The organism is Streptococcus oralis (assembly GCF_003943415.1).
In the GTDB taxonomy this organism is placed as follows: Bacteria; Bacillota; Bacilli; order Lactobacillales; family Streptococcaceae; genus Streptococcus; species Streptococcus oralis_BJ.
The window spans coordinates 45,063-69,583 of record NZ_RJPK01000006.1; the positions used below are offsets into that span (position 1 = coordinate 45,063).

Here is a 24,521-nt window from a genome sequence, read left to right on the forward strand (position 1 = left end):
TTTCTCTTAACTTGCTTACATTGTAACACATCTTTTTCTTTTTGACAACAATATTTGTCAAAAAGTTTATGATTTTTGTCATTTTGCAAAAGAAAAAGGTCAGGAGTAGGTTCCTGACCAGTTTTTCTACTATTAAAAGCCTAATTTTTCAAAGATTTCTGAGAAATTTTGATTGATAGCATCAAGCGACACTTGCAGTTCTTCTCGAGTTTGGTTGTTCTTGACTGTCACTTGTCCGCTTTCGACTTCACTCTCTCCTAAGGTGATGAGGGTCTTAGCCGCAAAGACATCAGCTGACTTGAACTGAGCTTTGAGTTTACGGTTGAGGTAATCACGCTCTGCCTTGAATCCTTGTTGGCGAAGAGCTTGTACCAATTCCAAGGCCTTAACATTTGCTCCTTCACCCAAGACTGCGATATAAACATCTAGAGCGTTCTCTATAGGAAGGGCCACACCTTGCTTTTCAAGGATGAGAAGTAATCGTTCTACACCAAGGCCAAATCCAAATCCAGCAGTTTCAGGGCCTCCAAAATAAGAAACCAAACCATCGTAGCGACCACCCGCACAGACGGTCAAGTCATTGCCCTCGATTTCTGTGATGAACTCGAAAATGGTGTGGTTGTAGTAGTCCAGACCACGCACCATATTGGTATCGATGATGTAATCTACTCCAAGATTTTCCAACATTTGACGCACAGCATCAAAATGAGCTTGACTTTCTTCATCAAGGAAGTCCAAGATAGACGGCGCATTCTCTACTGCCTCCTTGTCTTCTTTTTCCTTAGAGTCCAAGACACGAAGAGGATTTTCCTCCAAACGACGTTGGCTATCCTTAGACAAGGTTTCCTTGAGCGGTGTCAAATAGTCGATCAAAGCCTGACGATAGGCAGCACGGCTCTCAGGATTTCCAAGAGTGTTGAGGTGTAGTTTGACACCTTGGATGCCGATTTCTTTCAAGAAATGAGCTGCCATAGCGATGGTTTCCACATCGGTAGCTGGATTGCTAGAGCCAAAACACTCAACACCGATCTGGTGGAACTGGCGCAAACGACCTGCCTGTGGACGCTCATAACGGAACATAGGTCCCATGTAATAGAACTTACTTGGCTTTTGCACTTCTGGAGCAAAGAGTTTATTTTCCACATAGGAACGAACAACGGGCGCAGTTCCTTCTGGACGAAGAGTGATATGGCGGTCACCCTTGTCATAGAAATCGTACATTTCCTTGGTTACGATATCGGTTGTATCTCCGACAGAGCGACTGATAACCTCGTAATGCTCAAAAATAGGCGTACGCACTTCCGCATAGTTATAGCGCTTGAAAATTTCACGGGCAAAGCCCTCAACGTACTGCCACTTGGCAGATTCAGCAGGTAAAATATCCTGCGTTCCTTTTGGTTTTTGTAATTTCATAGGGAATCCTCTTTAAACTTAATAGTCTTATTTTACCATAAATAGAGGGATTAAAACAGCATGAAAAAAAATTAGGATTCAAATATCATTTTTGAGATTAAGACTTGTCAGAAGGATAGCCAGCAAGGAAAGTCCAACAAATAAGATCCAGGTCAACTGCATATCCCATACGGCTACAAGTGAAAAACAGGCTGTTCCCACAGGAATAGAGAGGGTAAAGAGAAGATTTAAAAAATTGCTGGTACGAGCTAGAACCTCTGGAGCTAGATTTTTCATGAGCATGGCACTAATCTTTGGTGAAACTTTACCAGACACATACAGAGTTAAAAAGAGAAATAGTAAACCAAGCACGACTTGATTGAATAAATTAGCTAGACCAACTAGACTGAGTCCTAAGGTCGCCCACATCATCAATCTAGGCAAGGACTGCTTCCCAAAATAATCATTACCCGTAAGGCTACTGATGATGATTGCTACTAAAACACAGACTTGATTGATAAATAGTGCCTCTGTGTAAGAAAAATTCAAGAGTGAATGGCTCAAAAAGAAGATGTTATAAATGCCTCCCAAAGCACCACCCAAGGCATTGATAAGCAAGACAGCAAAGAGCATAAAACCAAAGTTTTTCTGTCCACTTTTAAGAAAAACGAGACGTAAATTTCGGTAAATTGTTAGGAACTGGTCTTTGATAGAAAGCTTCTCATTTTTTAGGGTTTCACCATCAGGAGATGAAATTGACAGGCTTAATTTGCTTTTTCCTAAAAAGAGAATAGCGGCTGATACTAGGAAAAAACAGGCATTGATTCCCGCAACGAGAGAAAAATTATTGACCGATAGTCCTAAGAGCCAGACTCCGAAAGCTTGACCACCAATAGCTGAAATATAGGTGATAAACTGGGAAAAAGAATAAGCCTCCATCAAATCATTTTCAGCTACTTTTTCCTTAATGAGAGGCATGCGCAAACCACCAGCAAAATCACTGATTATATCACTAATGACATTGATTAAACACAGGATAGAAAAGGCAAATAAACTAGCTTGCTGAACAACTAAAGCTGCTAGAAAAAATAAAACTGCCTGAAACAAACCGCTATAGACCATCCATTTGACCTTGTCCCTCGTGTAATCTGCCCGAATCCCTACAAAAACTGTAAAGAGAGTCGGAAGAATCATCACAATATTCGCCATAGCAACCGCAAAAGAGGCTTGTGGCAAGGTCGATGCATAGACGATAAATACCAGGTTAAAAATTGAAGCACCAAAAGCATTGAAGAATCGTGATAAAGTCAACAGTCGATAAGCTTGATTTTTGAACAATAGTTTCATAGATAATCTCCCTTCTTGTTCGAATACTCAATGAAAATCAAAGAGCAAACTAGGAAGCTAGCCGAAGGCTGTACTTGAGTACGGCAAGGTGAAGCTGACGTGGTTTGAATTTGATTTTCGAAGAGTATAAGTTCTATATGAAGTATGACTACAGTATAGCACTTAGAAATTTAAGAGGGAGAACTTTTGAATATATGCAACACACAAAATAAGCAAAAAAACGATAGAACTTCTTTAATGGCCTGAGAGAGATCAGGAGTTCTATCGCTTCAAATTTTAAATCATTTTCTTAATTTGCAGATATTCAACAATCGGTCGTTTTTCGATAGTATTCAGCAGATTTATTACAGCCAAGCATCTCAAAAATATGGACAGCATCTTCCATCTTTTTCTGCCCTTCCTTGACTCTACCCTGCTTGCTATCAAGAAGACCTTCAGCCCACAAATAGACAATTCGGAAATAGGTCTCATTTTCCTTGTAGAAATGCTCTTTGATGACACGTTTAAAATAAGAGGCATTGGTAAATTCTTCACACTCAATGCTGGCTAAAAAGCCATTCAATAGTATAGTGTGAAACAGATTTCGATTACCAGACATTTCCATTAGAAAATCAGATTTACGTACCATTTCTCGTACATATCTAGTAAAAAGAGAAACAGATAGAAATGGTGAACTGACTGAAAATAAATTGAGTTCATAGATTCCCCAAATCTCGGTAGAAAACAAATAATCATGAAGGACTTTCCCTTCCTCTGCTGTTAACTCTACCCTTTCATCCATGCTCTTCATATAAGACTTGATAATGATGGCATTTAGAATATGTTTCTGTTTGTTTTGAGAATGGGCATGCTTTTGATACTCCTTGCGATACAAGTCCTCAAGCGGAGCTATATTCTTTGGATCCAAGACATCTGTGATTTCTTTTCTCAACTCAGAATCTGTATCATACTGAAAACCTCTCGTCAGAAAGAGGATTTCCTCTACACTAGCAGATATATTTTCTAGGGCAAATAGAAACTTTTCCACCGAAAGCTCACTCTGACCTGTTTCAAATCGGGACAACATGGACGGCGAAAATTGTCCCCCAGTTGCTTGTCTCAGCGAGATATTTCTTGACTCTCGTAATTGTCTAAAGACTTTTCCAATCTGCTCCATAGACTTCCCCTTAATTGAGTATTTTCTTCATTTTATCATATTTTTCAGAAAATTCATCAAAAACTTGCCAAATTGTCAGAATTATGAGAAAATAGAGGATATTTGTCACGTGGAGGGACTGTTATGAGAGACGATATCAAAATCAATGACCGAGCTTTGGCCTTACAAGATCAAATTATCGAAAAACTAGAGAAGGTTTTTGATACAGATGTGGAATTGGATGTTTACAATCTAGGGCTGATTTATGAAATCAGTCTAGATGAAACAGGTCTCTGCAAGATTGTCATGACCTTCACCGACACTGCCTGCGATTGCGCCGAAAGCCTGCCTATCGAAATCGTCGCAGGTCTGAAACAAATCGAGGGTATCGAAGATGTCAAGGTTGAAGTTACCTGGTCACCTGCTTGGAAGATCACACGAATCAGTCGCTACGGCCGCATTGCCCTTGGACTGCCACCTCGTTAATACTCTTCAAAAATCAAATTCAAACCACGTCAGCTTTATCTCCAACCTCAAAGCTGTGCTTTGAGCAACCTGCGCCTAGCTTTCTAGTTTGCTCTTTGATTTTTATTGAGTATAAGCAGGCAAATCACTTTTGAAGATGAAAAGAAGCAAGCCGAAAATGGCTTGCTTTTCTTGTTTATTTTTTACCTGACTTGTCCATATTCCAGAAGTCTGTCACGGCTCCGCGTGAAGCAGAGGATACGATATGGGCATATTTACCGAGGACACCACGGCTGTAAAGTGGTGGCAAGGTTGTTTCTGCCTTGCGTTTTTCAAGTTCTTCTTCGGATACGGCCATGGAAATTTCTTTGGTATCTTGGTCAACCGTAACGATATCACCTGTACGGAGGTAAGCAATCGGTCCACCATCCTGAGCTTCAGGAGCGATATGTCCGACAACCAGACCATAAGTACCACCAGAGAAGCGTCCATCCGTCAAGAGGGCAACCTTGTCTCCTTGACCTTTACCAACGATCATAGATGAAAGTGACAGCATTTCAGGCATACCAGGACCACCCTTAGGTCCAACAAAACGGACAACGACTACATCGCCATCAACGATTTCATCTGTCAGAACGGCCTGAATAGCATCTTCTTCTGAGTCAAAGACCTTAGCTGGTCCAACGTGACGACGAACTTTAACACCTGATACCTTAGCAACCGCACCATCAGGGGCAAGGTTCCCGTTCAAGATGATAAGCGGACCGTCTGCACGTTTTGGATTTTCAAGTGGCATAATGACTTTTTGGCCTGGTGTAAGGTCTGCAAAGTCAGCCAAGTTTTCAGCGACTGTCTTACCAGTACATGTGATACGGTCGCCATGAAGAAAACCATTTGCCAAGAGATATTTCATAACCGCAGGGACACCACCGACTTCGTAAAGGTCTTGGAAGACATACTGACCAGATGGTTTCAAGTCGGCCAAGTGAGGCACACGTTCTTGGATCGTATTGAAGTCCTCAAGGGACAAATCAACATTAGCCGCATGGGCAATGGCAAGCAAGTGAAGAGTGGCATTTGTAGAACCACCGAGAGCCATGGTTACAGTGATGGCATCTTCAAAGGCTTCACGAGTCAAGATATCAGATGGTTTGAGACCAAGCTCCAGCATCTTAACAACAGCACGTCCTGCTGCTTCGATATCTTCTTTCTTGTCGGCTGATTCAGCTGGGTGAGATGAAGATCCTGGCAAACTCATACCGAGAACTTCGATAGCAGTCGCCATGGTATTAGCTGTATACATACCACCACAGCCACCAGGGCCAGGGCAGGCATTACATTCAAGACGTTTTACGTCCTCAGCTGTCATGTCACCATGGTTCCATTTTCCGATTCCCTCAAAGACAGAAACCAAATCGATGTCTTTGCCATCAAGATTTCCCGGTGCAATAGTTCCACCATAAGCGAAAATAGCTGGGATATCCATATTGGCAATGGCAATCATAGAACCAGGCATGTTCTTGTCACAGCCACCGATAGCAACAAAGGCATCCACGTTGTGACCACCCATAGCCGCTTCGATTGAGTCCGCGATGATATCGCGAGATGTTAGAGAGAAACGCATACCAGGCGTTCCCATGGCAATCCCGTCCGCTACCGTGATCGTTCCAAACTGCACAGGCCAAGCACCTGCAGATTTGACACCTTCTTTAGCTAGTTTTCCGAAATCATGCAAGTGAATGTTACATGGTGTATTTTCCGCCCAAGTTGAAATCACTCCCACAATCGGTGTTTCAAAGTCCTTATCTGTCATACCAGTCGCACGAAGCATGGCACGGTTTGGTGATTTAACCATACTGTCATAAATGCTACTGCGGTGACGTTTATCTAATTCAGTCATCTTATCCCTCCCGTTTCAGTTTTTACTATTATAGCACATTTCAAAAGCAATGAACAGAAGAAAATTCTTGAATTTTCAGAAAATTTCGATTAATTTGATTGAATGGCTTCTAATTTTTTCATCTTTTTTTGTCAAGTAACTTTACTTTACAAAAAAAATGTGTTATCCTAGTATGGTTGATGAAAATCAGTAGATTGAATCGAATTTAAATACCTAAAGGAGAAATCAAAATGGCAGTACCTGCACGTCGCACTTCAAAAGCGAAGAAAAACAAACGTCGTACACACTACAAAGTAACAGCTCCATCTGTAAACTTTGACGAAACTACTGGAGATTACTCACGTTCTCACCGCGTATCACTTAAAGGATACTACAAAGGACGTAAAATCGCTAAAGCTGCTACAGCTGAATAATAGAAGGGAGATACCATGCGCGTAAATATCACACTTGAACACAAAGAATCTGGTGAACGCTTGTACCTTACTTCTAAAAACAAACGTAACACTCCAGACCGTCTTCAATTGAAGAAATACTCACCAAAACTTCGCAAACACGTTGTGTTCACAGAGGTTAAATAATTTAACACAGTAAAAGCCTATGAAATCAACGTTTCAATGGCTTTTTTCTTTTAATTTTAGCAAAATAACTGAATTTTAACTGAATATGATTGTTCATATCAAATAGGGGAATATTTTTGATATAATTATTTTGAAAATCATCAAGGAGCCTAGTATGAAGAAGACCATCAATATTAATTGGGGAGAAAAAATTTCTGAAGTCTCTAAAAAAATCAAAGAATTTAAAATAACTTCTTTTTATATGTTAAGTACAGACCTATATAAAATTGATAATAAAAAGTTAACACATATTATTACCAATAAATTTGAAAATCATCCTGCCACGATAATGATTTTAATAGGTACTAAAGATAACCAACTTATTGCTAAAAAAAATAAATTTTGGAATATCCCCTCTGAAATACATCATTTGAAAGATGCGATTGATAAAAAGACCAATGACTATCTTGACTTATACTTTATCAAACTTGAGAAGGAAAAGCAAAAATGGTTATATAGCACAGAGAGTAATCAATTTATTAAATTTGTGTTCACTCCTCTTATAGAATTTGGTAAAGAGAGCAAAATATACCTCTACTTTGTCACACTTACCGTATATCAAAATGGATCAATAGTAATTGATTTATTTGAGGATTTGAGAGACTCTTTTTATGATGTCGACTTTCAACACCCGTATACCAAAACGATAGCCAAACTCTTTCCTGATTTTAAAAAGCGAAACAAATCATACTCTTTGGACTCTTCTCAACAGTTAGATGATATTTTAAATTATATAAAAAAAGAATTATCTTCAATAAGTGGAGGCATTCAATTAAGCGAACGGGTTTTTACACTCCATTTCATTACTAATATGAAAGATATGAATAAATTAGAATTCTTTAAAAAAGACAAATTGTATACTTGAATGATTAACGCTCCATATACTTCACAAGCTCTATCCTCTATGAATAAATCAAAATATTACAGAACAGACTATTTTGATTTAGAATACATTAACTACATAAACAAAGGTTCTAATTATGTCATCTGGAAAAACAATAATTCTAATAATTTTGAGTCCAATTTTCTACAACAAGCTAGCTTCTTTTTAGCTTCGGCTACTCCTTTTTTTCAATTAGTTTGCCTTGAAGAAACTATTATGGACGGACTTGAAAAATTCCACCTTTCAAATGAAAAACATCTTATTCAGTTTAATGAATGGGCTCACAATTATAAAAAATCATATATTTTTATGTACCGACTTAATTATAGACCTATTTTTGAACTTTTTAATCATCTTAAAGAGCACTCTGATTTCACTCACGATGAATATGTAGAAAAAGTAAAGCAAGAGGAATATGACTTAATTAAAGAAAAATATCAATTTAATGAATTACGAAATACTAAACTTATGGAAGCAATACTTTTTATTATTGCTTCCGTATCTGTTCTTCAAGTAATAAATATCTTTACTAATAACATTGAGATTTTATTGATAAGTTTAGTTAGTATTATTGTTATTTCTATATTCATAATCATAGCAAGAATACTAAAATAATAATTAAAGGCCTATGAAATCAAAGTTTCAAAGGCTTTTTTCGTTTGATTTTAACAAAACAACTGAATCTCAACTGGTGAAAATAAATCAAGTAATTATTTCAGCCAAATCTACCATAGCTTGTTCAATCTTATGTTTTCCTTTTTGCATGACATGAAGATAAATTTTTTCTATTTCTCTACTATCTTCTGAATGTCCCACAAACTCTCGAATAACGTTTAGGCTTACATTCTTATCAGCCATGACTGAAACAAAACTATGTCGGAACATATGGGGAACTATGTGAACAGGTCTACCAAAATCGACTAGGTCATCAATATCCTTATAGGATTTTCCACTTTTCTTATTATACTTAGCGGACTGACTAGTTCCACCTCTTAAGAACATTGAAATTTCTGTATGATACAATGGACTGCCCTGCTGGTTCTTCCCTTTTATGTATACCCTAGTAAAAATATATCCCATATCATGATAAGTCGGATTAAATCTCGCCTGAAACTTATTTCTTTCAATATATTTAAGTAAAATTTGTTCTACTTTTGGTGACATCGGAATAGTTCTAACGCTTTCTTTAGTTTTTAGAATTGCTCTATATCGTTCCTTCTCATCACGCAAGCCTTCTTCTACCATTTCTTTGTCAGTCTTATTATGGCTTGCCCTCTGCCAATGAACCTTAATGAGTTTATTCTTGAAATCTAGAACATCTTCATTCAAACCTAATGCTTCACTCGGTCTCATACCTGTCAAGTAGATAATTCTGAGTACATCAGCAACTAGTTCATTATTATGTCGCTTAGTCCAATTTTCAATAATTTTAAATACTTGATTAGCCTCTTCAACTTCAAGATATTTTTCAGCTATATCTTCCCTAAGTTTCGCCTGCTCTTCTGCACTTGTTAGTGTCTTACGCTTAACCCTCTTATTCAAAATAGGGTGTTGCGACGCTGTCAATTCTCCTTGTTCTACCGCCCAATCAAATATCATTTTAAGATAGATATGAATGTTCTTTGAAGTTCCCTCACTTGCATTATTTATAATATCTTGCATTTTTTCCTGTTCCATACAGAACTGTTTAAGGCTCATATTTTCGTTGAAATATGGGGAAATATGCTGGTTATAAACACTAACTCTAGTCTTTAGAGTATTCTTGGCAGGCTTAACACGATTGACCCACCACTTAAAAGCTAAACCGTATAATTCACTGTTTTCATCATACGGTCTAGCTATCTCTTTGAGGCATAAAGTTTTACTAGGCTCTAATTTCTTTGGTTTTTCTCCAGTCAAATCTAATACGGTTTCATCAATCATTTCATTTAATATCTTTGAAACTTTTGTAATCAGCTGACTATTCTTTATATCAGAAATAAGTAACTTCTCATGTCCCTTACTGTCCTTTCCTGTTGGTATTGCCTTAGTCGTATACCACCCTTTATTTTCTCCCCTTGTAAGGTACTTATAACGACTTTTTGTTATCAAAGGATGAGTATATCTCATTGCAAACTTAACAAGCACATTTCCTTTTTTAGAAGGGTCTGGTTTCCATTGATAAACAGTCAGAACTCGAGTAGTCTTACCTACCTTCATTTTTACCCCCTTATACTAAGCTATAACTGCCTCATTTTCATGGAAAATCTTATAATCAAACCAATCTTTAAACACCTCCGCATGAATAAAGACATTCCCATGGGTTCCACAAATTCCAAAAGAATATGGACTATTTCTCATTTGACGAATATAGTGATCCAATGTAGGTAATTTCATACCCTTCCAAAGTTCATCTAAAAATTCTTTCTTCCGATACCAATTTTTAGTTAAATCATAGTCTGACTTTGTCTTAAGCTCTATCATTGGAATACTTTCCTTTCTTATGCTATAATCTAGTTAGTTAATTTTTAGAGGCGACTTATTTTCAAGTCGTCTTTTTTTGTCCCCAAAATTGGGAACTATTCTGTTCTCTTATATATTGTTCTATATCCTTTTCATCATTATCAGTTAGCCTTGAAAGTCCCTCTTTGAGCAAGCTTTGAATATAATCTTCCGCCTTTTGAACATCATAAGCCTGATACTTTGCAATATAGACTTTTGCTAATGTTTTCGCAACTTGTTTCTCTGTCCAAGCCTCCGACTGCCGTAGTGTCGTTTTAGCCCTTGTAATACTAAGAACTGTCTGGTTTTCAGTTCCTAGATAATCTATCCACCACTTGACTTTTTTTCTTCTCCAATGATTGCTATCTGTCGCATTTGGACGAACAAAGCGATAATGACCATTGATAGCTTCAAAATAGATTGACGATAAGGGACGTTTTAAAAATAACTGCTCTGCAATTATATTAGCCTTTTCCTGCCAACATCTAAGCTCTGCGCGAATCCAAGACGAAACTTCTACAAGCTCTTGCTTACCAAGTTGCTCCATGCGTTTATTATATATGCACCACTGCTGATTACCTCGTGAACCTATTGCAACTGTTTCTCCTACACGCTCACCAGAATCTAGAACTGATTTCTCATGATATTCAAAGTGTTTTGCTTTCGAGATACATAATCCTTTCTTGCAATAGTCATATATTCGTTGAACATCTAAGCTACCATCAAATATGTCGTGGGCAATATCTAGTCTAGTAAAGTTGGCATTATGATGATATAAACGATTTATCAAAGCAATCCAATTATTTTCGTTACTGTTTAAAAACTCTTCATATTGATGACAACCTTGCCCTTTTAATTCGATAAATACACCCATAGAAAGCCTATCAGCATTAAAATACACCTTAATTTCTGAACAAGAATAATGTTGCTTATACTTATTTATGCCCCAATCATTCAAGGAAAAGTTTTCAAGAGGAATCAGAAGGATGTCTGTCAGAACTCTTTCTGGCGGAACATCCTTAACAGTCACAGCAAAATAATCTATTCTAACAGTATTCATAGGATTATTCTCCTAGAATTTTAATATCCTCACACACAATTTTTACACCCGCCCAATTACTTCTAGCCATGTTCCAAGCTAGTCGAACCTTAGGCCGAATCAATTCAACAGAAACATTCAACAAAGAATCATTTTGAGCAAGTTTTGCAATCTTATCCAGATTTCCGATAATTTCTAGGTTAATCGCTTTTAAGTCATCAGTAGAAATTCCCATTTCAGTTAGAACTTTCACTTTGTCAGCGTCAAGCACAGTAGAAGTAATTTTACTTACTTCATCTGTCTTCACGTTTTCACCGTTGATTTCTTTGTATTTGTTGCTCACCCTAACTGACAAAATCACTACTTTCTTAGGAATATCAAACTGTGACATTTCAAGGTCAAGCAATCCAATTTTAATGTTTGTATCTGTCATATTGTAAACCATATTTTTTCTCCTTAATTCCGTATCCTACATGAAAACACCTCTCATCCTTACTCTCCCAAGAGTTTGCGACCTCTTGGTACAACTAGCAAGCCGTAACCCCTTACGTACCAAGGGTTTAGAGTACATTTCATGTATGTGTGCACCCCCTATTAGTACTGGGGCTGTTTTTTCTGACCTCCTGCAAAAGCAGTCGGTTGGCTCTTTCTCCTAGCAAAAAGAAGAACGCTCCGCTCGATTCTGCCCCTCCTGGGCAATCGTCCCTATTTTGCTAGTTCGAAAGACCGTCGTCTGAGTTTGGCAATATACTCAATGGTTCATTGTTTATCCTCATTAATACCTCTATTTTTCCGCATACTTCACAGATATGTTTTAAAATCATATCATTAAATATCCTTTTATTCCAGCTCATCAACAATAAACATATGAGCCATATTCATTGCTTTTAGCAACGCCTTATATGGATTGGTATCAGATTCATAATCCTTCATTACATTTCCATCTCCTAGCTTCACAAGTATTTCTATCTCATACATCCTCATCTTCATCCTTCATATAATCTTTAGCAGCACATTCCCAAACTGGGAGTATTGTCTCAAATACATCTCTGTCAAAAATTGGGGCTTGAAATTCCTTGGGAGGCTCTCTCTCTGTAGAGTAAAGCCCAACTCCTTTATCCTTCTTGACATTGGGCACATCTGTTGTGCCGAACATCATCTGACTAGATTCGCGAGTAGGCATTCCAAGGAATATAGCATGGGCCAATTGCTCTCGAATGTTGGTCGAAAGGCTATCGGAACGGGGTTGTTGCATAACAATACAGACCCCCATAGATAAAGACCTGGATTTTTGAGCAACGATGGCAACCATATTTTCAAAATCTTTTTTAGTCTTACTGTCCATCGAAGCCACTAACGATGAATACTCCTCTATTATCAGAAGTAAAGGAGGAAGGCCTAAGTCTATACCAATACTATCAAACAAATCACTTTGATTATAGATTAGCATACGTCTATCTAGCTCCTTGACATAGTGACGCAGAATTCTAAAGGCATCCTCATTACTTGTCCCATAATTTCCTACTGGCATTCCCGAACGCTGACACAGTTTATAAATGTCAGACATTTTCGGGTCAATCACAAAAATCTTAGCATGTCTACCACATACAGTCTGAGAAATAAATCTCGACACTATAAAATATGTGCTATAACTCTTACCCGCACCACTAGAACCAGATATCAATAAATTATAATTTTTTCTTACATCTATTACGAATTCATCATAAATTTTTATTTTCAGACTATCATCTTCAAGAGGGAGGGAGGTGATATGTTGACGTTCGGGCGGTCTATACACAAAAACATATTCAACATGAGTAGCATAAATTTCTTTAGACGATAGGCTTATTCCTAGAGCACTGCTTAGGAGAACGTCTAAATTGTCCATCTCTATCGCGAACTCATCACCACTCTTAATAGCTTCTATTATGATTGAAATGTCATTCACTTCATAATTAAATCGAGCAGAACTAAGAATAATACCATCTTTTGTTGCTGTAAAAAGAAAGGAATTTCTGCGAAGCATAAATAGAAGGTTTTCTCTGACAATTAACAGCGGTTCAATCTGCTGAGCCCATCCCTTGATTTTTCTTTCAATGTACAAAGTTATAATTAATCCAACAGATAATGTAAACATTTGGAGAAACCATCCCTTAAAAAGAATACTACTAGAAAGGGACAATATGCTCAAAAATCCTATAGTAAACCAGCGAAAACTCCTTAATTTAGATGTATTAACAAAGTAATTCTCAGACAAAGAAGCCGTTTGTTTAATTTGAAACATTTTTTACCTTAATTTTTCCAGCATATCCTTAACGATAATGCGAAAGTTTTTTATCTTTATTTTGAAATAGTAAAAGGCAAATGTGAATAAAAATGGGGTGGCTATAATAGCACACATTAAAGAAACCCCTTCTCCAATAGGATGGAAAATAAAAACCGAAAGACCCATTAGAATTATAAACACGCAAAAAGATACTTGCATATATTTTATATCATTCATGTCTCTCACCTCGTTTTTTTAATAAGGCTGATATTAAATCAGGGAGTTGCATAATCAACAAAACAAGAGATAGCAAAACAAAAGACTGAATTGCCAGAAATGGATTAAATTTATTAAAATTCATGTTTCCAGAAAATCCTGAAAATACTGAAAAAATCATGATTAATGTTACAGAGATATTTCTCCAAAAATAATATTTATTCATACTCTTATTTCTCCTTATTTATAAGTAAAACGATAGAGGAGAAACCTCCCCTACCAAAATTAATAATATTCAACAATATTAGTATAGAATGATTCACCACTATAGCTGTAGTTAACCTCATTCATCAAAACAATTCTAGATTTATCAGATACACGATGCTTTTGACGATTTAATATAATAATATTCTCAGCAAATTTTTTCAAAGTAGGTTCATTAATTTTATCAAATGGTAATTTTCTCTTAAGTAACTCTCTAGACTCATCATCAAGATAGAAACATGGTGACTCTGAAGGATTAAACCTCTGCACACGCTTCACCCCATAAGAATTAGGAAAGACCATTCCCTCAATATCAACCAATTCTTTAAATGTCTTCATTGTTTTCTTTCTCCTTAAAATTTTAAAATTAAATATAGTTTATTTTTGAATTATATCTTGAATGGAGAAGCTCGACTGTTACTCATATTCATAACCTCATTCTAAAATTATATTTCTTATATGTATCAAACATATTTCATGGTTATATCATATCATGCGGGCAAAAAAAAATCAAGGTTTAAACATTACATCTTTGTTGCATATGTATTACATGTTAGATACATGAATATATATTTATTGTTGCAAAAAAAAAAGACGCTCAGTGCGTCAATTAATTATTATTTTCAAAATCTATAATCTCAGACTCCAGACTTTCAAAAAGTTCCTTTNTCGCTAGATTAATCACCCAAGTCCTATTCTCTCTTTCAAGCATATTTTTTTCTTTAAAAAATTTAGCTAGTCTTGGTAAATTAATTTCATTCTGTTTATTCAAATAAAAATTTGTTAATTTCGCCATAACATTCCTCCTACATAATATATATCATAAAAACACATACTTTTCAAGTAATTCCTATCTGAAAACTTCTCTCCACACTTTGTACATCTGATATAAAATAATACCTTTGATGAACTATCATAACGAGTAATTTTGTTTAATACCTCTACAAACTAATGTACTCCATAAATTGAAACTACAACGCACTTATCTAATTAAGAAAATATCTAACCTATGATAAAGCAATACTAATAAGTGCTATATTCTGATTTTCAAAGAATATTAATTTATCGTAACTGATTCCTAACTGATTAAATTTCAATAAATTCATATTTCTCTATTTACCATTTATTTTATTTTAGGTAGAAAGGCTATCAAATCAAGGTTTTCAAATATCATTACATACCTTTAAAACAACATCTTCTTCACAGAAGTTAAGTAAGGGTTTCAGTACACGTCAATAGACGTCAAAATATTGATTTGAAGCGATTTTTGATTTTTCGAAATTCATTACATTGAGCTACAAATCAATAAAAACTCTACCTTTTACTCTACCTTTTTAGATAAATATATCATTTGGATATTGAAGTTAAACCCTGCTATCATTTCGATAGCAGGGTTTTTGATTTTTGCATATACAATTCAAAATAGATTCTCAACTAAAATCTGAAACGGAGCTCCCTCGCAATTTCATTTTCTCTTTTCTCAATAGCTTTTTCTATATCTTTTATAGTTTTCTCCTTGTTTTTTCGAAATGCTATTTGATCTGGAAAGAGCGAATCATCAATATACAAAATCTCTAATTGAATCAATTTCGCAATTAAGTCTTGCAAGTTTTGACCATCCAACTTCTCTGTTTCAATGACAGATTTCAAAGAAATTCTTTGTTTTTCGACTTCTCCACTCCAAGTTTTGAAAAAACTAAATTGAATATTTCGCCAAGTAAATGCATCACAATTAATAACTGCTTGAAATTCATGCTCATCCATTAGAAGGGCTGATACATCTTGAGGTTTAGCTCTAAAGTTATAAGGCAAGTGAATATTGACAAAAATATCTACAGAAGAGTAGCATAATACTCTTTTAAGATATTTTTTCAGTAAATTCATTCCAACATTAATTTTATGTGGACTCATTTCTATTTTTATAAAAGGATAATAGAAACCTTCTGTTTCTTCTTCCTTTGGAAGACTAAACGTTAAAAAGATTCCATAAAAATTCAAGCTGACAGAATCCCTGTTTCTACTAACAATAGAATATTTAACTTGATTTTCTTGTAAAAATTCCTCGGTAGGATAAAGAAGTCCCGAACAAATCTTATTATAAAGCGTTAGCTCCTCCCCCTCTAAACTCTCAATTATATTAGGTTGAAAATCCTTATACCACGTTACTACCTTTACTATTTTAGCAAACTCTTGATTAACATCATCTGTAATCCCAATAGAACTTATTTCTGAAAAGTCAGATTCCGTAAAAGATAACTTATGAGAGTAGTCAAACTCCGAATTTAAAATAGAGATAATATTATTAAAACTATCAGCAGATTGTAAATCATATCCCTGTAACATTCCCAAGGGATATTTCAAATCAGAAACACTCACTTTAAAGCACAGTGGTATAACTCTTATATTTTTAGAATATCCGAAGCCTGCTTCAAAAGATAACCATAAATTATTTATTGAGTTTGGAGTCACGAGCAAAAACATAATTCGAGACTCTTCAAGACCACGCTCGATAGTTGACAACCAATTTTTCCCAAATGGTATACTTTCACCATCACTTGAAACAAAAATCTGAATCGTTCCTCCAGTGTACTCAATGAGCTTATCTTTTAAAGACTTGGCGATTTCTTTATCTAAACTAGAGTGACTGAAAAAAACTGTAGGCTTATTCATTTAACCTTTTCCTCTCAAAATATAATCATAACCACCCGTCTAACGGGTGGTTTGCACTAGGGCTATAAGCCCAAATTACCAGCCAGCGCCTAAAGACGCTGGCTTTCACTTTGTTCAAGCCTCATTGCTCTTGACTCGTCACAAATCTCTCAAAGAGGTGTTCGTATTACTTACCACTATCCCTAAAGGGATCCTCATATTCTTTTACACTTAATTTATCCAAGGCTATATCCTGCTTTACTCGTTCTCGAATTTTCATACTCGTGAAGAAATCATCCACTGGATAATTTCTTTAATCTTGAATATATTTCTTAATTGTGGCTTCATTAAGTCCCACTGTACTCACATAATAACCTTCTGCCCAGAAATGCCGATTCCCAAACTTGTATTTGAGGTTGGCGTGTTTATCAAACATCATGAGTGCACTTTTGCCTTTTAAATAACCCATGAAACTTGAAACACTTATCCTCGGTGGAATACTTACTAACATATGTACATGATCAGGCATCAAGTGACCCTCGATAATTTCAACACCTTTATAACTGCACAAACGATGAAATATTTCGCCTAAACTACTTCGATATTGATTATAGATTACTTTTCGTCTATACTTAGGGGTGAACACAATGTGATACTTACAGTGCCACTTTGTGTGCGATAAACGTGTGCGATAAACTATGTGCCTTTTGCGCTATATTTTTCTCCTTTCGCCTTACAATTGGCTTGAACACCTTTATTGTATCGCGTTTGGAGTTTTTTTGGTATAACCTTCGACGCGCACCCGCATAGCGGGTGGTTTATTTGCCTCGCACCTTACGGAGAGAGATGGACTAATAGTCACATAAGCAAAAAGCCCACTGTTGTAGGCTTTCTGTAAGATATTTCTTAAAATTAAAGCATTTTGTTGTAGAATTCAACGACAAGCGCTTCGTTGATTTCTGGGTTGATTTCATCGCGTTCTGGCAAGCGAGTCAATGAACCTTCCAATTTTTCAGCGTCGAATGATACGAATGCTGGACGTCCAAGAGTAGCTTCTACTGCTTCAAGGATAGCTGGAACTTTCAATGATTTTTCACGAACTGAGATCACTTGACCTGGAGTTACGCGGTATGATGGGATATCAACGCGTTTTCCGTCAACAAGGATGTGACCGTGGTTTACGAATTGACGAGCTTGACGACGAGTAGTCGCAAGACCAAGACGGTAAACAACGTTATCCAAACGACGTTCCAAAAGAAGCATGAAGTTGAAACCTAGGATTCCACCTTTGATTTTTGTAGCTTGTACGAACAAGTTACGGAATTGTTTTTCACCTACACCGTAAGTGAAACGAAGTTTTTGTTTTTCAGCCAATTGCAAACCGTATTCTGACAATTTAGAACGGTTGTTTGGTCCGTGTTGTCCTGGTACGTAGTTACGACGTGCCAATTCTTTACCTGTACCTGTAAGTGAAAGGCCAAGGCGACGAGCTTGTTTCCAAGATGGTCCTGTATAACGTGACATGTGTATGTCCTCCTGATATAAATAATATTTCGGTGGAAATAGTCACTTAGAAAGCCCTGATTCGTGCAGATGCCCTTCGCCTAAACAGCCAAGGTTACTTGTCATAAGACACCTGTTGACGAGCTTCATGCTTTCCTGCTGCTATTTCACACAAAGGCTATTGTACCATGAAAAGCTAGATTTGTAAAGGGATTTTACGCCTTTATTTCAAATTGAGGCTGAATGTAAACTTGCTTCCTAAGCCATATTGACTTTCTGCTGTGATTTCGCCACCAAGCTGATGGGCTAGTTCTCGTGCAATCGCAAGTCCTAATCCATGTCCACCTGTCTTCATATTGCGTGAAGTTTCTACACGATAAAGTCGTTTAAAGATCTTTTCCAAATCCTCAGGAAGGATCCCCTGACCCTCGTCTTTCACACTGATTGTCAGCTCTTGTTCTGTTAATTGGGCAAGAACCTCGATTCTGGTTCCTGGTTCTGAATATTTAAAGGCATTGTTTAACAAATTGACCAGAATACGAGAAAGTTTGTCAGAATGGCTCTTGATTTTCGCCGACTCAGGTGACACTTGAATGTAAACATCTCGCTCCTCTTGTTCAATCTGGAGTTGAAATTCACTCATTGACTCAATCAGCAATTGATCTAAAAAGACCTCTTCGACTTCTTCATCAGCAGTATCTTGAGGTTGTGTATTGAGAGTCAAAACATCCAATTCCTCCACTAGCTTGTTTAGACGCTCAGTTTGCCGACCAATCGTGGTTAAGTAGTGGAGCCGTTCCTCTTCCTTAATCACTCCATCTAGAATTCCCTCCACAGTAACCTGAATGGAGGTAATGGGAGTTTTAATATCGTGAGAGAGCTGTGCAATCATCATTCTCTTTTCTTGCTCGCTCTCATCAAGTGATTGAAAGGTAGCCTGCAAATTGTGGGACATGTCATTAAAAGCCTGGCCCAGCTCTTGAAATTCTAATGGTCCCTTGGTTTCAATTTCTGTGCTGAAATCCTTGCTGGCTATATCCTGAGCTTGTTTTTTCAAATGTTTCAGAGAAGAGAACACTGGCGACAAAAGAAAGATGCTCACTGCAGCGCCAATGAAACTAGCAATCAAGGTCATTCCAACTAGAAAGTAAACTTCACTTTTCTCGATCAACATCCGTTGGACTGCCCAGAAAACGACCAAAATCGTTAGTAGAGTCGACACTAGATACCCCACTAAAATATAGTTTTTTAATTTCATTTTCTACCTCTTGGTCTTTCCATCTTATAGCCCAAACCCCAGACAGTTTTGATAGCAGGAGCATTTGAATTTGTATACTTGGTCAACTCTTGCCTCAAAGCATGGATATGAACATTGAGTGTATTAGTATCATCCACATAGTCCTCTTGCCATACCTTCTCGTAAAGTTCCGTCTTTGAAAAGACTCTCTCGGGATTGCTGGCTAATATCCATAGAAGCTCAAAGGATTTTACTGTCAATTCCAAAGGTTGCTCCCCAATGCAAACTTCATGAGTCACATGGTTGATTACCAAGTCACCAAACTCGATCTGTTCTGTCTCTCCTCCACGGCTAAGGCGACGCAAGATATTATTCACTCTTAAAACCAATTCGCGTGGGCTAAAGGGTTTGACTATAAAATCATCTGCCCCCAAACTTAATCCATAAATCTTATCCTGTTCGCTTGTCTTAGCAGTTGTAAAGAGGAAGGGTTGATCTGGAGCGATATACTGAACTTCACTGATAAAATCATAACCGTCCATATTGGGCATCATGATATCTGTGATAATGAGGTCGATAGATTTCTTTCTGAAAAGTTCTAATCCCTCCTTACCATCATGGGCGACCAAAACATCGTAACCTGCCTGTATAAGATAGCGGTTTTGAATATCTAGAATATCTATCTCATCATCAACCAGCAAAATTGTCTTTTTCATCTGACACTCCTTCGATAAAAACAGTGTTATACTTGCTTTAGTATAACACTATTTTCCCTAATGTTTAAGTGATTTGAATCTTAATCTTCTCGTTTGGTTGTCAAACCCAAAAGTCCAACAAGACCTGCCAAGGCTAGACCAAAGATACCAAGTCCAGCTGTAGCCGTTTTAGCTTCCCCAGTATTGGGTAGCATCGCTTTATCATCTTTTTTCATCATATTAGCCATTGGGCTAGAAGCTGGTTGATCTACTTTCATATCTGACATATGGTGATTTGTACCCATCATACCCTCAGTCGTACCTGTAGAGCCTGTTTCAGAAGGCTTCGTATTCATCTGACCTTGTTGAGATGGTATTGTCGCCATTTCTTTTCCACGAAGTTGAATCGTTACTTGACGAGTAGCAATCAGATTGGTCAAATCAGGTTTGCCATCTTTTGCACCATAGACTTTAACAGTAGCTAGATACGTATGGGTTCCGTTAGCTCGAAGTTGCTCAAGCAAGGTCTGACCATCTTTGCCAACCGTATTGCCATTCAAATCCACTTCGTAGAAATATTCGCCTTTAGCCAAGCCTTCAAGTGGCAATAGAGCGGGATTTTTAGCTGTTCCGTTGTCTGACCATGGGGCTTTGTCTGAAGCTTTTAACAAGAGGCGAGTCAACATACCATCTCCACCAAAAGCTTCGTATGGAATAACTTGGTTGACGCCAGCCAAGAAAGGTCCAGGAACCTTAGCCTTATCAAGGTAGCTAGCTGGAACATCAATTATGTCTTTGACATTGTTAACAACAGACTCTTTAACCTGATTTTGTGTGGTTAAGCCATTCAAATTAACAGTCAAATCTTTAGTCGCTACGAGATTAGTTAAATCAGGCTTGCCGTCTTTTGCACCGTACACCTTGATAGTAGCTTTATAGCTTTGAGTGCCGTTTTGTTTCAAGAGATCAAGCAGCTCTTTATCAGATTTGCCTTGGGTGCCAGCCAAGTCTACTTCGTAGAAGTAAAGGCCTTTGCCCAATTTTTCTACTGGTGGGAGAGCGGGATTTTTAGCCGTTCCATTGTCTGACCATGGAGCCTTATCGGATGCTTTCAAGATAAGACGAGTCAACATGCCGTCACCAGCGAAGAATTCATATGGAATGACTTGATTGACACCAGCTGTGAAGGGACCAGGGAAGTTAGCCTTGTCCAAGTAAGTAGCTGGGACATCTACTGTGTCTTTGGTGTTGTCAGCCACACCTTTTTGTACTTCAGCTGGAGTGGTTAAGCCATTCAAATTAACATCCAAATCTTTAGTTGCTACCAGATTAGTTAAGTCAGGTTTGCCGTCTTTTGCACCGTACACCTTGATGGTAGCCTTATAGCTTTGCGTACCATTTTGTTTCAATAGGTCAAGCAGCTCTTTATCAGATTTTCCTTGAGTACCTGCCAAATCCACTTCGTAGAAGTAAAGACCTTTGCCCAATTTTTCTACTGGTGGGAGAGCAGGATTTTTAGCTGTTCCGTTATCTGACCATGGAGCCTTATCAGATGCTTTCAAGATAAGGCGAGTCAACATGCCGTCACCAGCGAAGAATTCATATGGAATGACTTGATTGACACCAGCTGTAAATGGGCCTGGGAAATTGGCTTTGTCAAGGTAGCTAGCCGGAACATCTACTGTGTCTTTGGTGTTGTCAGCCACACCTTTTTGCACTTCAGCTGGAGTGGTCGCTGGTTGTGCTTCACTGGCTTCACGGTCTTGTCCAGAAACTGTAGACTCAGAACTTTCCACAGGTTTAACTGCATCTTCTGCTTGTTTTTTAGAGTCAGATTGTGCTTGCACTTCTTCTTTTGGTGCTGCTACTGGCTCTTTAGCAGTTTCGTCCGCTTTTTCTGAAGAGCTTGTCGTATCCACACTTGCTTTAGGTGTTGGAATAGACTGTTCTGAAGGAAGAGCTACATCGACTGCTTTTTTGAGAACCTCTGCTGGTAAGTCGCTCTTTTCACTCACCGAAGCAGCGCCTGGCACGACTTGGGCAGGAGTCGGATTGACGACATCAGCACGTGCAGAACTTGGTTGACCGACTAGGACAAAGAAGCCACTAGCCACAACAACTGAAGCAACACCGACACTGAGACGGCGAATAGACCAACGAGTATATCTTTGATTTGGATTGAATTTCATAGGATTCTCCTTAGAGTTTTCTTTTTTTGATGACTCTAGTATAATCTCCTAAAATTAAAAAGGATTAAGAAAAAGTTAAAATTTTTCTTAAATCCCTCTTATAAAATACTTATATTGACTCGTTAATTATTGGAGAGAGAGTAGCCCTTCCTCTCCTACTCACTCAGTTCAGACAGGGTGTCCAGATGTTGGTTATTAATGACGGCCATGATGTAGGCATCTGCCTGCAAGAGGTCATTGGGTCCGAATTGGACATCCAGAGGAGCATTTTCGTAGGCACGAAAACCAAGTACGTTGAGGTTGTATCGCCCACGCAAATCCAACTGACTAAGGCTTTTACCTACCCATGATTGGGGGATTTTCATCTCGACAATCGATACATTCTTGTCCAGCTGAAAGACGTCTACACTGTTATGAAAGAGGATGGTCTGTGCCAATGAGCGCCCCATTTCAAACTCTGGTGAGATGACTGCGTCCGCACCAATTTTTTCCAACACCTTTTTAGCTGTATGGCTTTTGACCTTGGCAATGACTGTCGGCACCCCTAGACTCTTGCAGTGCATAACCGCGAGAACACTGGACTCCAGATTTTCCCCCGTTGCAACAACTACGGTATCACAGGTGTCAATCCCCGCTGATAGAAGGAGTTCTTCATCCGTGATATCTCCAACTACCCCACGCGCCAGCACAGGTTCAAATTGATTAATGCGTTCCTCGTGGTCATCAATAGCAATGATATTCATGTCATGCTTGGCTAGGGCAGCCAAAACACTGCTCCCAAAAATTCCCAAGCCTAAAATTCCAATTGTCCGATCTGACATCGTTCTTCCTTTCTTACCCAATGGTGATATCTGCTTTCATATAGTGAATCATATCTTTCTTGTCTGGCTGGTATTCCGCTACACTGACCAGTAGTGTCAAGGGACCAATACGGCCGATAAACATCAGCAACATAACGATGCTGAGGGCTATCTTGCCTAGCTCTGGTGTTAAATTCGCCGTCACTCCAACTGTCGCAAGGGCTGAAATGGTCTCAAACATGAGGTAGATAAAACGCGGATTTCCCTCTGCTGTTATCCCTAGCAGGATCAAGCCCAGCAAGAATGTTAGCAAAAAGATAATAAAGACACTGAAAGATTTTTGCACGGTTCGGGGTTCAATGGTCCTCCGAGCCACATTGGCATGAGGCAAGCCCAATAGTTCGCTACGAGCAAAGACCAACAAGACAAAAACGGTCGTAATCTTGAGCCCCCCCGCTGTCCCTCCAGGTGCCCCGCCCAGAAACATCTGTAAGATATAGATGAACAAGGTCACTGGTCGAGCCTGGGTGTAGTCAATGGAAGCAAAACCTGCCGTTCTCATGCTGACGGTCTGGAAGAAACTAACCAGTAGTTTCTCTGGGACGCTGAGATTTCCAATCGTTCCAGGATTATTCCACTCGATGAACAAAGTCGATACGGTTCCAAAGAGCAGAATTCCCGCCGTTAAAAAGAGAACCAACTTGGTATGGAAACGCAGGCGGCGTTTTTTCTTTTTCCCAATCTGGGTCGCTAGGTCAAACCAGACCATAAATCCTAGACCACCCGTGATAATCAAACCAGCAATCACTAGATTGATCAAGGGATCCGTTTGAAAAGCTACCAAACTCGTACTTCCAAAATTATCAAATCCAGCATTGCAGAAAGCTGAAATAGCCAAAAAGATAGAGGTTAACACCCCTCGTCCCCAGCCAAATTCGGGAATAAAGCGAAAACTCAAGAGAAAGGCTCCGAGCCCTTCCACCAGAAAAGTCGTCAGAAAGATCGAACGGATGAAATCCTTTAGAGACTGGGTTTCTCCATAACTGAAACTTTCTTGAATGGTCTCACGACCACGAAGACTGAGCTTTTGCTTGCCTTGGATATAAAAGATTCCGATAAAAGTCATGAGCCCCAAACCACCGATCTGAATCAACAGCATGCAAATTAATTGACCCCAGATATTATAAGTCGAGGCTACCGACTGGGTGAAAAGCCCTGTCACACAGACCATGGACACAGTCGTAAAGAGATGGTCAAAATAGGTCGCTTGTGACGTTGTTGCTTGCACAAAGGGAAGGCTTAAAAGGAGCGAGCCTAAGAAGATCACTAAGGCAAAACTTAAAAAGATGCGACGGGCTGGTGATAACCGAAACAACGTCGTCTTGATTTTTTCCAAAAAAGATTTGAATAACATAACTACATTCTACCATAAAAACAGTAAGA

Annotated in this window: 24 protein-coding genes and 1 pseudogene; 5 read left to right on the plus strand and 20 right to left on the minus strand. The window is 38.1% G+C overall.

Annotated features, from left to right (window positions below; all coding sequences use genetic code 11):
- Positions 1-132: 132 nt before the first annotated feature.
- The 3 genes from hisS to rgg form a co-directional block, all read right to left on the minus strand.
- Positions 133-1,413 (minus strand): histidine--tRNA ligase, encoded by a 1,281-nt coding sequence (gene hisS, locus D8801_RS07975; RefSeq protein ID WP_125849067.1) that lies wholly within the window; start codon positions 1,411-1,413, stop codon positions 133-135.
- A gap of 78 nt (positions 1,414-1,491) precedes the next feature.
- The gene (locus D8801_RS07980; RefSeq protein ID WP_125849069.1) at positions 1,492-2,739 is read right to left on the minus strand and encodes an MFS transporter; all 1,248 of its coding nucleotides are present in this window, start codon (positions 2,737-2,739) and stop codon (positions 1,492-1,494) included.
- Positions 2,740-3,043: 304 nt separating this feature from the next.
- Positions 3,044-3,895, minus strand: a complete 852-nt coding sequence (gene rgg, locus D8801_RS07985) for a quorum-sensing system transcriptional regulator Rgg (protein ID WP_125849071.1) — start codon at positions 3,893-3,895, stop codon at positions 3,044-3,046.
- A 123-nt stretch (positions 3,896-4,018) separates the two neighbouring features.
- Between rgg and D8801_RS07995 the strand changes: the two genes are divergently transcribed.
- A complete protein-coding gene (locus D8801_RS07995; RefSeq protein ID WP_084859277.1) occupies positions 4,019-4,360 on the plus strand; it encodes a metal-sulfur cluster assembly factor in 342 nt (113 codons plus the stop codon).
- Positions 4,361-4,535: 175 nt separating this feature from the next.
- On the opposite strand, the gene ilvD is transcribed toward D8801_RS07995, so the two are convergent.
- Positions 4,536-6,239, minus strand: a complete 1,704-nt coding sequence (gene ilvD, locus D8801_RS08000) for a dihydroxy-acid dehydratase (RefSeq protein WP_000137343.1) — start codon at positions 6,237-6,239, stop codon at positions 4,536-4,538.
- A 230-nt stretch (positions 6,240-6,469) separates the two neighbouring features.
- Between ilvD and rpmF the strand changes: the two genes are divergently transcribed.
- The 4 genes from rpmF to D8801_RS09965 all read left to right on the plus strand — a co-directional run bounded on the left by rpmF (position 6,470) and on the right by D8801_RS09965 (position 8,354).
- Positions 6,470-6,652 carry a 50S ribosomal protein L32 gene (gene rpmF, locus D8801_RS08005; RefSeq protein ID WP_000290418.1) on the plus strand — a complete coding sequence of 61 codons (183 nt, stop codon included), beginning with the start codon at positions 6,470-6,472 and terminating at the stop codon, positions 6,650-6,652.
- A gap of 15 nt (positions 6,653-6,667) precedes the next feature.
- Positions 6,668-6,817 (plus strand): 50S ribosomal protein L33, encoded by a 150-nt coding sequence (rpmG, locus tag D8801_RS08010; protein ID WP_001265622.1) that lies wholly within the window; start codon positions 6,668-6,670, stop codon positions 6,815-6,817.
- Between the two features lie 154 nt (positions 6,818-6,971).
- A complete protein-coding gene (locus D8801_RS09960) occupies positions 6,972-7,721 on the plus strand; it encodes a hypothetical protein (protein ID WP_260468149.1) in 750 nt (249 codons plus the stop codon).
- A 39-nt stretch (positions 7,722-7,760) separates the two neighbouring features.
- Complete coding sequence (locus D8801_RS09965; protein ID WP_260468150.1) at positions 7,761-8,354, plus strand: hypothetical protein; 594 nt, start codon at positions 7,761-7,763, stop codon at positions 8,352-8,354.
- A gap of 87 nt (positions 8,355-8,441) precedes the next feature.
- Here D8801_RS09965 and D8801_RS08020 read toward each other — a convergent pair whose 3' ends face one another.
- The 16 genes and pseudogenes from D8801_RS08020 to D8801_RS08105 all read right to left on the minus strand — a co-directional run bounded on the left by D8801_RS08020 (position 8,442) and on the right by D8801_RS08105 (position 24,492).
- On the minus strand, positions 8,442-9,938 hold the full coding sequence (locus tag D8801_RS08020; protein WP_125849075.1) for a tyrosine-type recombinase/integrase: 1,497 nt from the start codon (positions 9,936-9,938) through the stop codon (positions 8,442-8,444).
- Positions 9,939-9,953: 15 nt separating this feature from the next.
- Positions 9,954-10,202 (minus strand): hypothetical protein, encoded by a 249-nt coding sequence (locus tag D8801_RS08025; RefSeq protein ID WP_000571454.1) that lies wholly within the window; start codon positions 10,200-10,202, stop codon positions 9,954-9,956.
- 61 nt (positions 10,203-10,263) lie between these two features.
- Positions 10,264-11,280 carry a replication initiation factor domain-containing protein gene (locus D8801_RS08030; RefSeq protein ID WP_125849077.1) on the minus strand — a complete coding sequence of 339 codons (1,017 nt, stop codon included), beginning with the start codon at positions 11,278-11,280 and terminating at the stop codon, positions 10,264-10,266.
- A 4-nt stretch (positions 11,281-11,284) separates the two neighbouring features.
- Complete coding sequence (locus D8801_RS08035) at positions 11,285-11,704, minus strand: hypothetical protein (protein ID WP_050104975.1); 420 nt, start codon at positions 11,702-11,704, stop codon at positions 11,285-11,287.
- Between the two features lie 525 nt (positions 11,705-12,229).
- On the minus strand, positions 12,230-13,543 hold the full coding sequence (locus tag D8801_RS08040; RefSeq protein ID WP_125849079.1) for an FtsK/SpoIIIE domain-containing protein: 1,314 nt from the start codon (positions 13,541-13,543) through the stop codon (positions 12,230-12,232).
- Positions 13,544-13,546: 3 nt separating this feature from the next.
- Positions 13,547-13,762 (minus strand): hypothetical protein, encoded by a 216-nt coding sequence (locus tag D8801_RS08045; protein WP_125849081.1) that lies wholly within the window; start codon positions 13,760-13,762, stop codon positions 13,547-13,549.
- On the minus strand, positions 13,755-13,967 hold the full coding sequence (locus D8801_RS08050) for a hypothetical protein (RefSeq protein WP_125849083.1): 213 nt from the start codon (positions 13,965-13,967) through the stop codon (positions 13,755-13,757). Before D8801_RS08050 ends, D8801_RS08045 begins: the two co-directional genes overlap by 8 nt.
- A gap of 59 nt (positions 13,968-14,026) precedes the next feature.
- A complete protein-coding gene (locus tag D8801_RS08055; protein ID WP_125849085.1) occupies positions 14,027-14,344 on the minus strand; it encodes a hypothetical protein in 318 nt (105 codons plus the stop codon).
- A gap of 1,095 nt (positions 14,345-15,439) precedes the next feature.
- Complete coding sequence (locus tag D8801_RS08070; protein WP_125849089.1) at positions 15,440-16,675, minus strand: toll/interleukin-1 receptor domain-containing protein; 1,236 nt, start codon at positions 16,673-16,675, stop codon at positions 15,440-15,442.
- A gap of 166 nt (positions 16,676-16,841) precedes the next feature.
- A pseudogene (gene tnpA, locus D8801_RS08075) lies at positions 16,842-17,354 on the minus strand (IS200/IS605 family transposase).
- Between the two features lie 212 nt (positions 17,355-17,566).
- On the minus strand, positions 17,567-18,178 hold the full coding sequence (gene rpsD / locus D8801_RS08080) for a 30S ribosomal protein S4 (protein ID WP_000092756.1): 612 nt from the start codon (positions 18,176-18,178) through the stop codon (positions 17,567-17,569).
- Positions 18,179-18,380: 202 nt separating this feature from the next.
- Positions 18,381-19,415, minus strand: coding sequence for a sensor histidine kinase (locus D8801_RS08085; RefSeq protein ID WP_042768210.1), 1,035 nt, complete (start codon positions 19,413-19,415; stop codon positions 18,381-18,383).
- Positions 19,412-20,110: a response regulator transcription factor gene (locus tag D8801_RS08090; protein ID WP_125849091.1), complete on the minus strand. Its 699-nt coding sequence runs from the start codon at positions 20,108-20,110 to the stop codon at positions 19,412-19,414. The genes D8801_RS08085 and D8801_RS08090 overlap by 4 nt, the downstream gene beginning before the upstream one ends.
- 80 nt (positions 20,111-20,190) lie before the next feature.
- Positions 20,191-22,278 (minus strand): SSURE domain-containing protein, encoded by a 2,088-nt coding sequence (locus tag D8801_RS08095; protein WP_125849094.1) that lies wholly within the window; start codon positions 22,276-22,278, stop codon positions 20,191-20,193.
- Between the two features lie 155 nt (positions 22,279-22,433).
- On the minus strand, positions 22,434-23,099 hold the full coding sequence (locus D8801_RS08100) for a potassium channel family protein (RefSeq protein ID WP_125426005.1): 666 nt from the start codon (positions 23,097-23,099) through the stop codon (positions 22,434-22,436).
- Between the two features lie 13 nt (positions 23,100-23,112).
- Positions 23,113-24,492, minus strand: coding sequence for a TrkH family potassium uptake protein (locus tag D8801_RS08105; RefSeq protein ID WP_125849095.1), 1,380 nt, complete (start codon positions 24,490-24,492; stop codon positions 23,113-23,115).
- Between the last annotated feature and the right edge of the window lie 29 nt (positions 24,493-24,521).

What these genes read in the sequence shown, in the direction of transcription:
- hisS (WP_125849067.1), bottom strand. Translation starts at nt 1,413, where the DNA reads ATGAAATTACAAAAACCAAAAGGAACGCAGGATATTTTACCTGCTGAA.
- D8801_RS07980 (WP_125849069.1), bottom strand. Translation starts at nt 2,739, where the DNA reads ATGAAACTATTGTTCAAAAATCAAGCTTATCGACTGTTGACTTTATCA.
- rgg (WP_125849071.1), bottom strand. Translation starts at nt 3,895, where the DNA reads ATGGAGCAGATTGGAAAAGTCTTTAGACAATTACGAGAGTCAAGAAAT.
- D8801_RS07995 (WP_084859277.1), top strand. Translation starts at nt 4,019, where the DNA reads ATGAGAGACGATATCAAAATCAATGACCGAGCTTTGGCCTTACAAGAT.
- ilvD (WP_000137343.1), bottom strand. Translation starts at nt 6,239, where the DNA reads ATGACTGAATTAGATAAACGTCACCGCAGTAGCATTTATGACAGTATG.
- rpmF (WP_000290418.1), top strand. Translation starts at nt 6,470, where the DNA reads ATGGCAGTACCTGCACGTCGCACTTCAAAAGCGAAGAAAAACAAACGT.
- rpmG (WP_001265622.1), top strand. Translation starts at nt 6,668, where the DNA reads ATGCGCGTAAATATCACACTTGAACACAAAGAATCTGGTGAACGCTTG.
- D8801_RS09960 (WP_260468149.1), top strand. Translation starts at nt 6,972, where the DNA reads ATGAAGAAGACCATCAATATTAATTGGGGAGAAAAAATTTCTGAAGTC.
- D8801_RS09965 (WP_260468150.1), top strand. Translation starts at nt 7,761, where the DNA reads ATGAATAAATCAAAATATTACAGAACAGACTATTTTGATTTAGAATAC.
- D8801_RS08020 (WP_125849075.1), bottom strand. Translation starts at nt 9,938, where the DNA reads ATGAAGGTAGGTAAGACTACTCGAGTTCTGACTGTTTATCAATGGAAA.
- D8801_RS08025 (WP_000571454.1), bottom strand. Translation starts at nt 10,202, where the DNA reads ATGATAGAGCTTAAGACAAAGTCAGACTATGATTTAACTAAAAATTGG.
- D8801_RS08030 (WP_125849077.1), bottom strand. Translation starts at nt 11,280, where the DNA reads ATGAATACTGTTAGAATAGATTATTTTGCTGTGACTGTTAAGGATGTT.
- D8801_RS08035 (WP_050104975.1), bottom strand. Translation starts at nt 11,704, where the DNA reads ATGGTTTACAATATGACAGATACAAACATTAAAATTGGATTGCTTGAC.
- D8801_RS08040 (WP_125849079.1), bottom strand. Translation starts at nt 13,543, where the DNA reads ATGTTTCAAATTAAACAAACGGCTTCTTTGTCTGAGAATTACTTTGTT.
- D8801_RS08045 (WP_125849081.1), bottom strand. Translation starts at nt 13,762, where the DNA reads ATGAATGATATAAAATATATGCAAGTATCTTTTTGCGTGTTTATAATT.
- D8801_RS08050 (WP_125849083.1), bottom strand. Translation starts at nt 13,967, where the DNA reads ATGAATAAATATTATTTTTGGAGAAATATCTCTGTAACATTAATCATG.
- D8801_RS08055 (WP_125849085.1), bottom strand. Translation starts at nt 14,344, where the DNA reads ATGAAGACATTTAAAGAATTGGTTGATATTGAGGGAATGGTCTTTCCT.
- D8801_RS08070 (WP_125849089.1), bottom strand. Translation starts at nt 16,675, where the DNA reads ATGAATAAGCCTACAGTTTTTTTCAGTCACTCTAGTTTAGATAAAGAA.
- rpsD (WP_000092756.1), bottom strand. Translation starts at nt 18,178, where the DNA reads ATGTCACGTTATACAGGACCATCTTGGAAACAAGCTCGTCGCCTTGGC.
- D8801_RS08085 (WP_042768210.1), bottom strand. Translation starts at nt 19,415, where the DNA reads ATGAAATTAAAAAACTATATTTTAGTGGGGTATCTAGTGTCGACTCTA.
- D8801_RS08090 (WP_125849091.1), bottom strand. Translation starts at nt 20,110, where the DNA reads ATGAAAAAGACAATTTTGCTGGTTGATGATGAGATAGATATTCTAGAT.
- D8801_RS08095 (WP_125849094.1), bottom strand. Translation starts at nt 22,278, where the DNA reads ATGAAATTCAATCCAAATCAAAGATATACTCGTTGGTCTATTCGCCGT.
- D8801_RS08100 (WP_125426005.1), bottom strand. Translation starts at nt 23,099, where the DNA reads ATGTCAGATCGGACAATTGGAATTTTAGGCTTGGGAATTTTTGGGAGC.
- D8801_RS08105 (WP_125849095.1), bottom strand. Translation starts at nt 24,492, where the DNA reads ATGTTATTCAAATCTTTTTTGGAAAAAATCAAGACGACGTTGTTTCGG.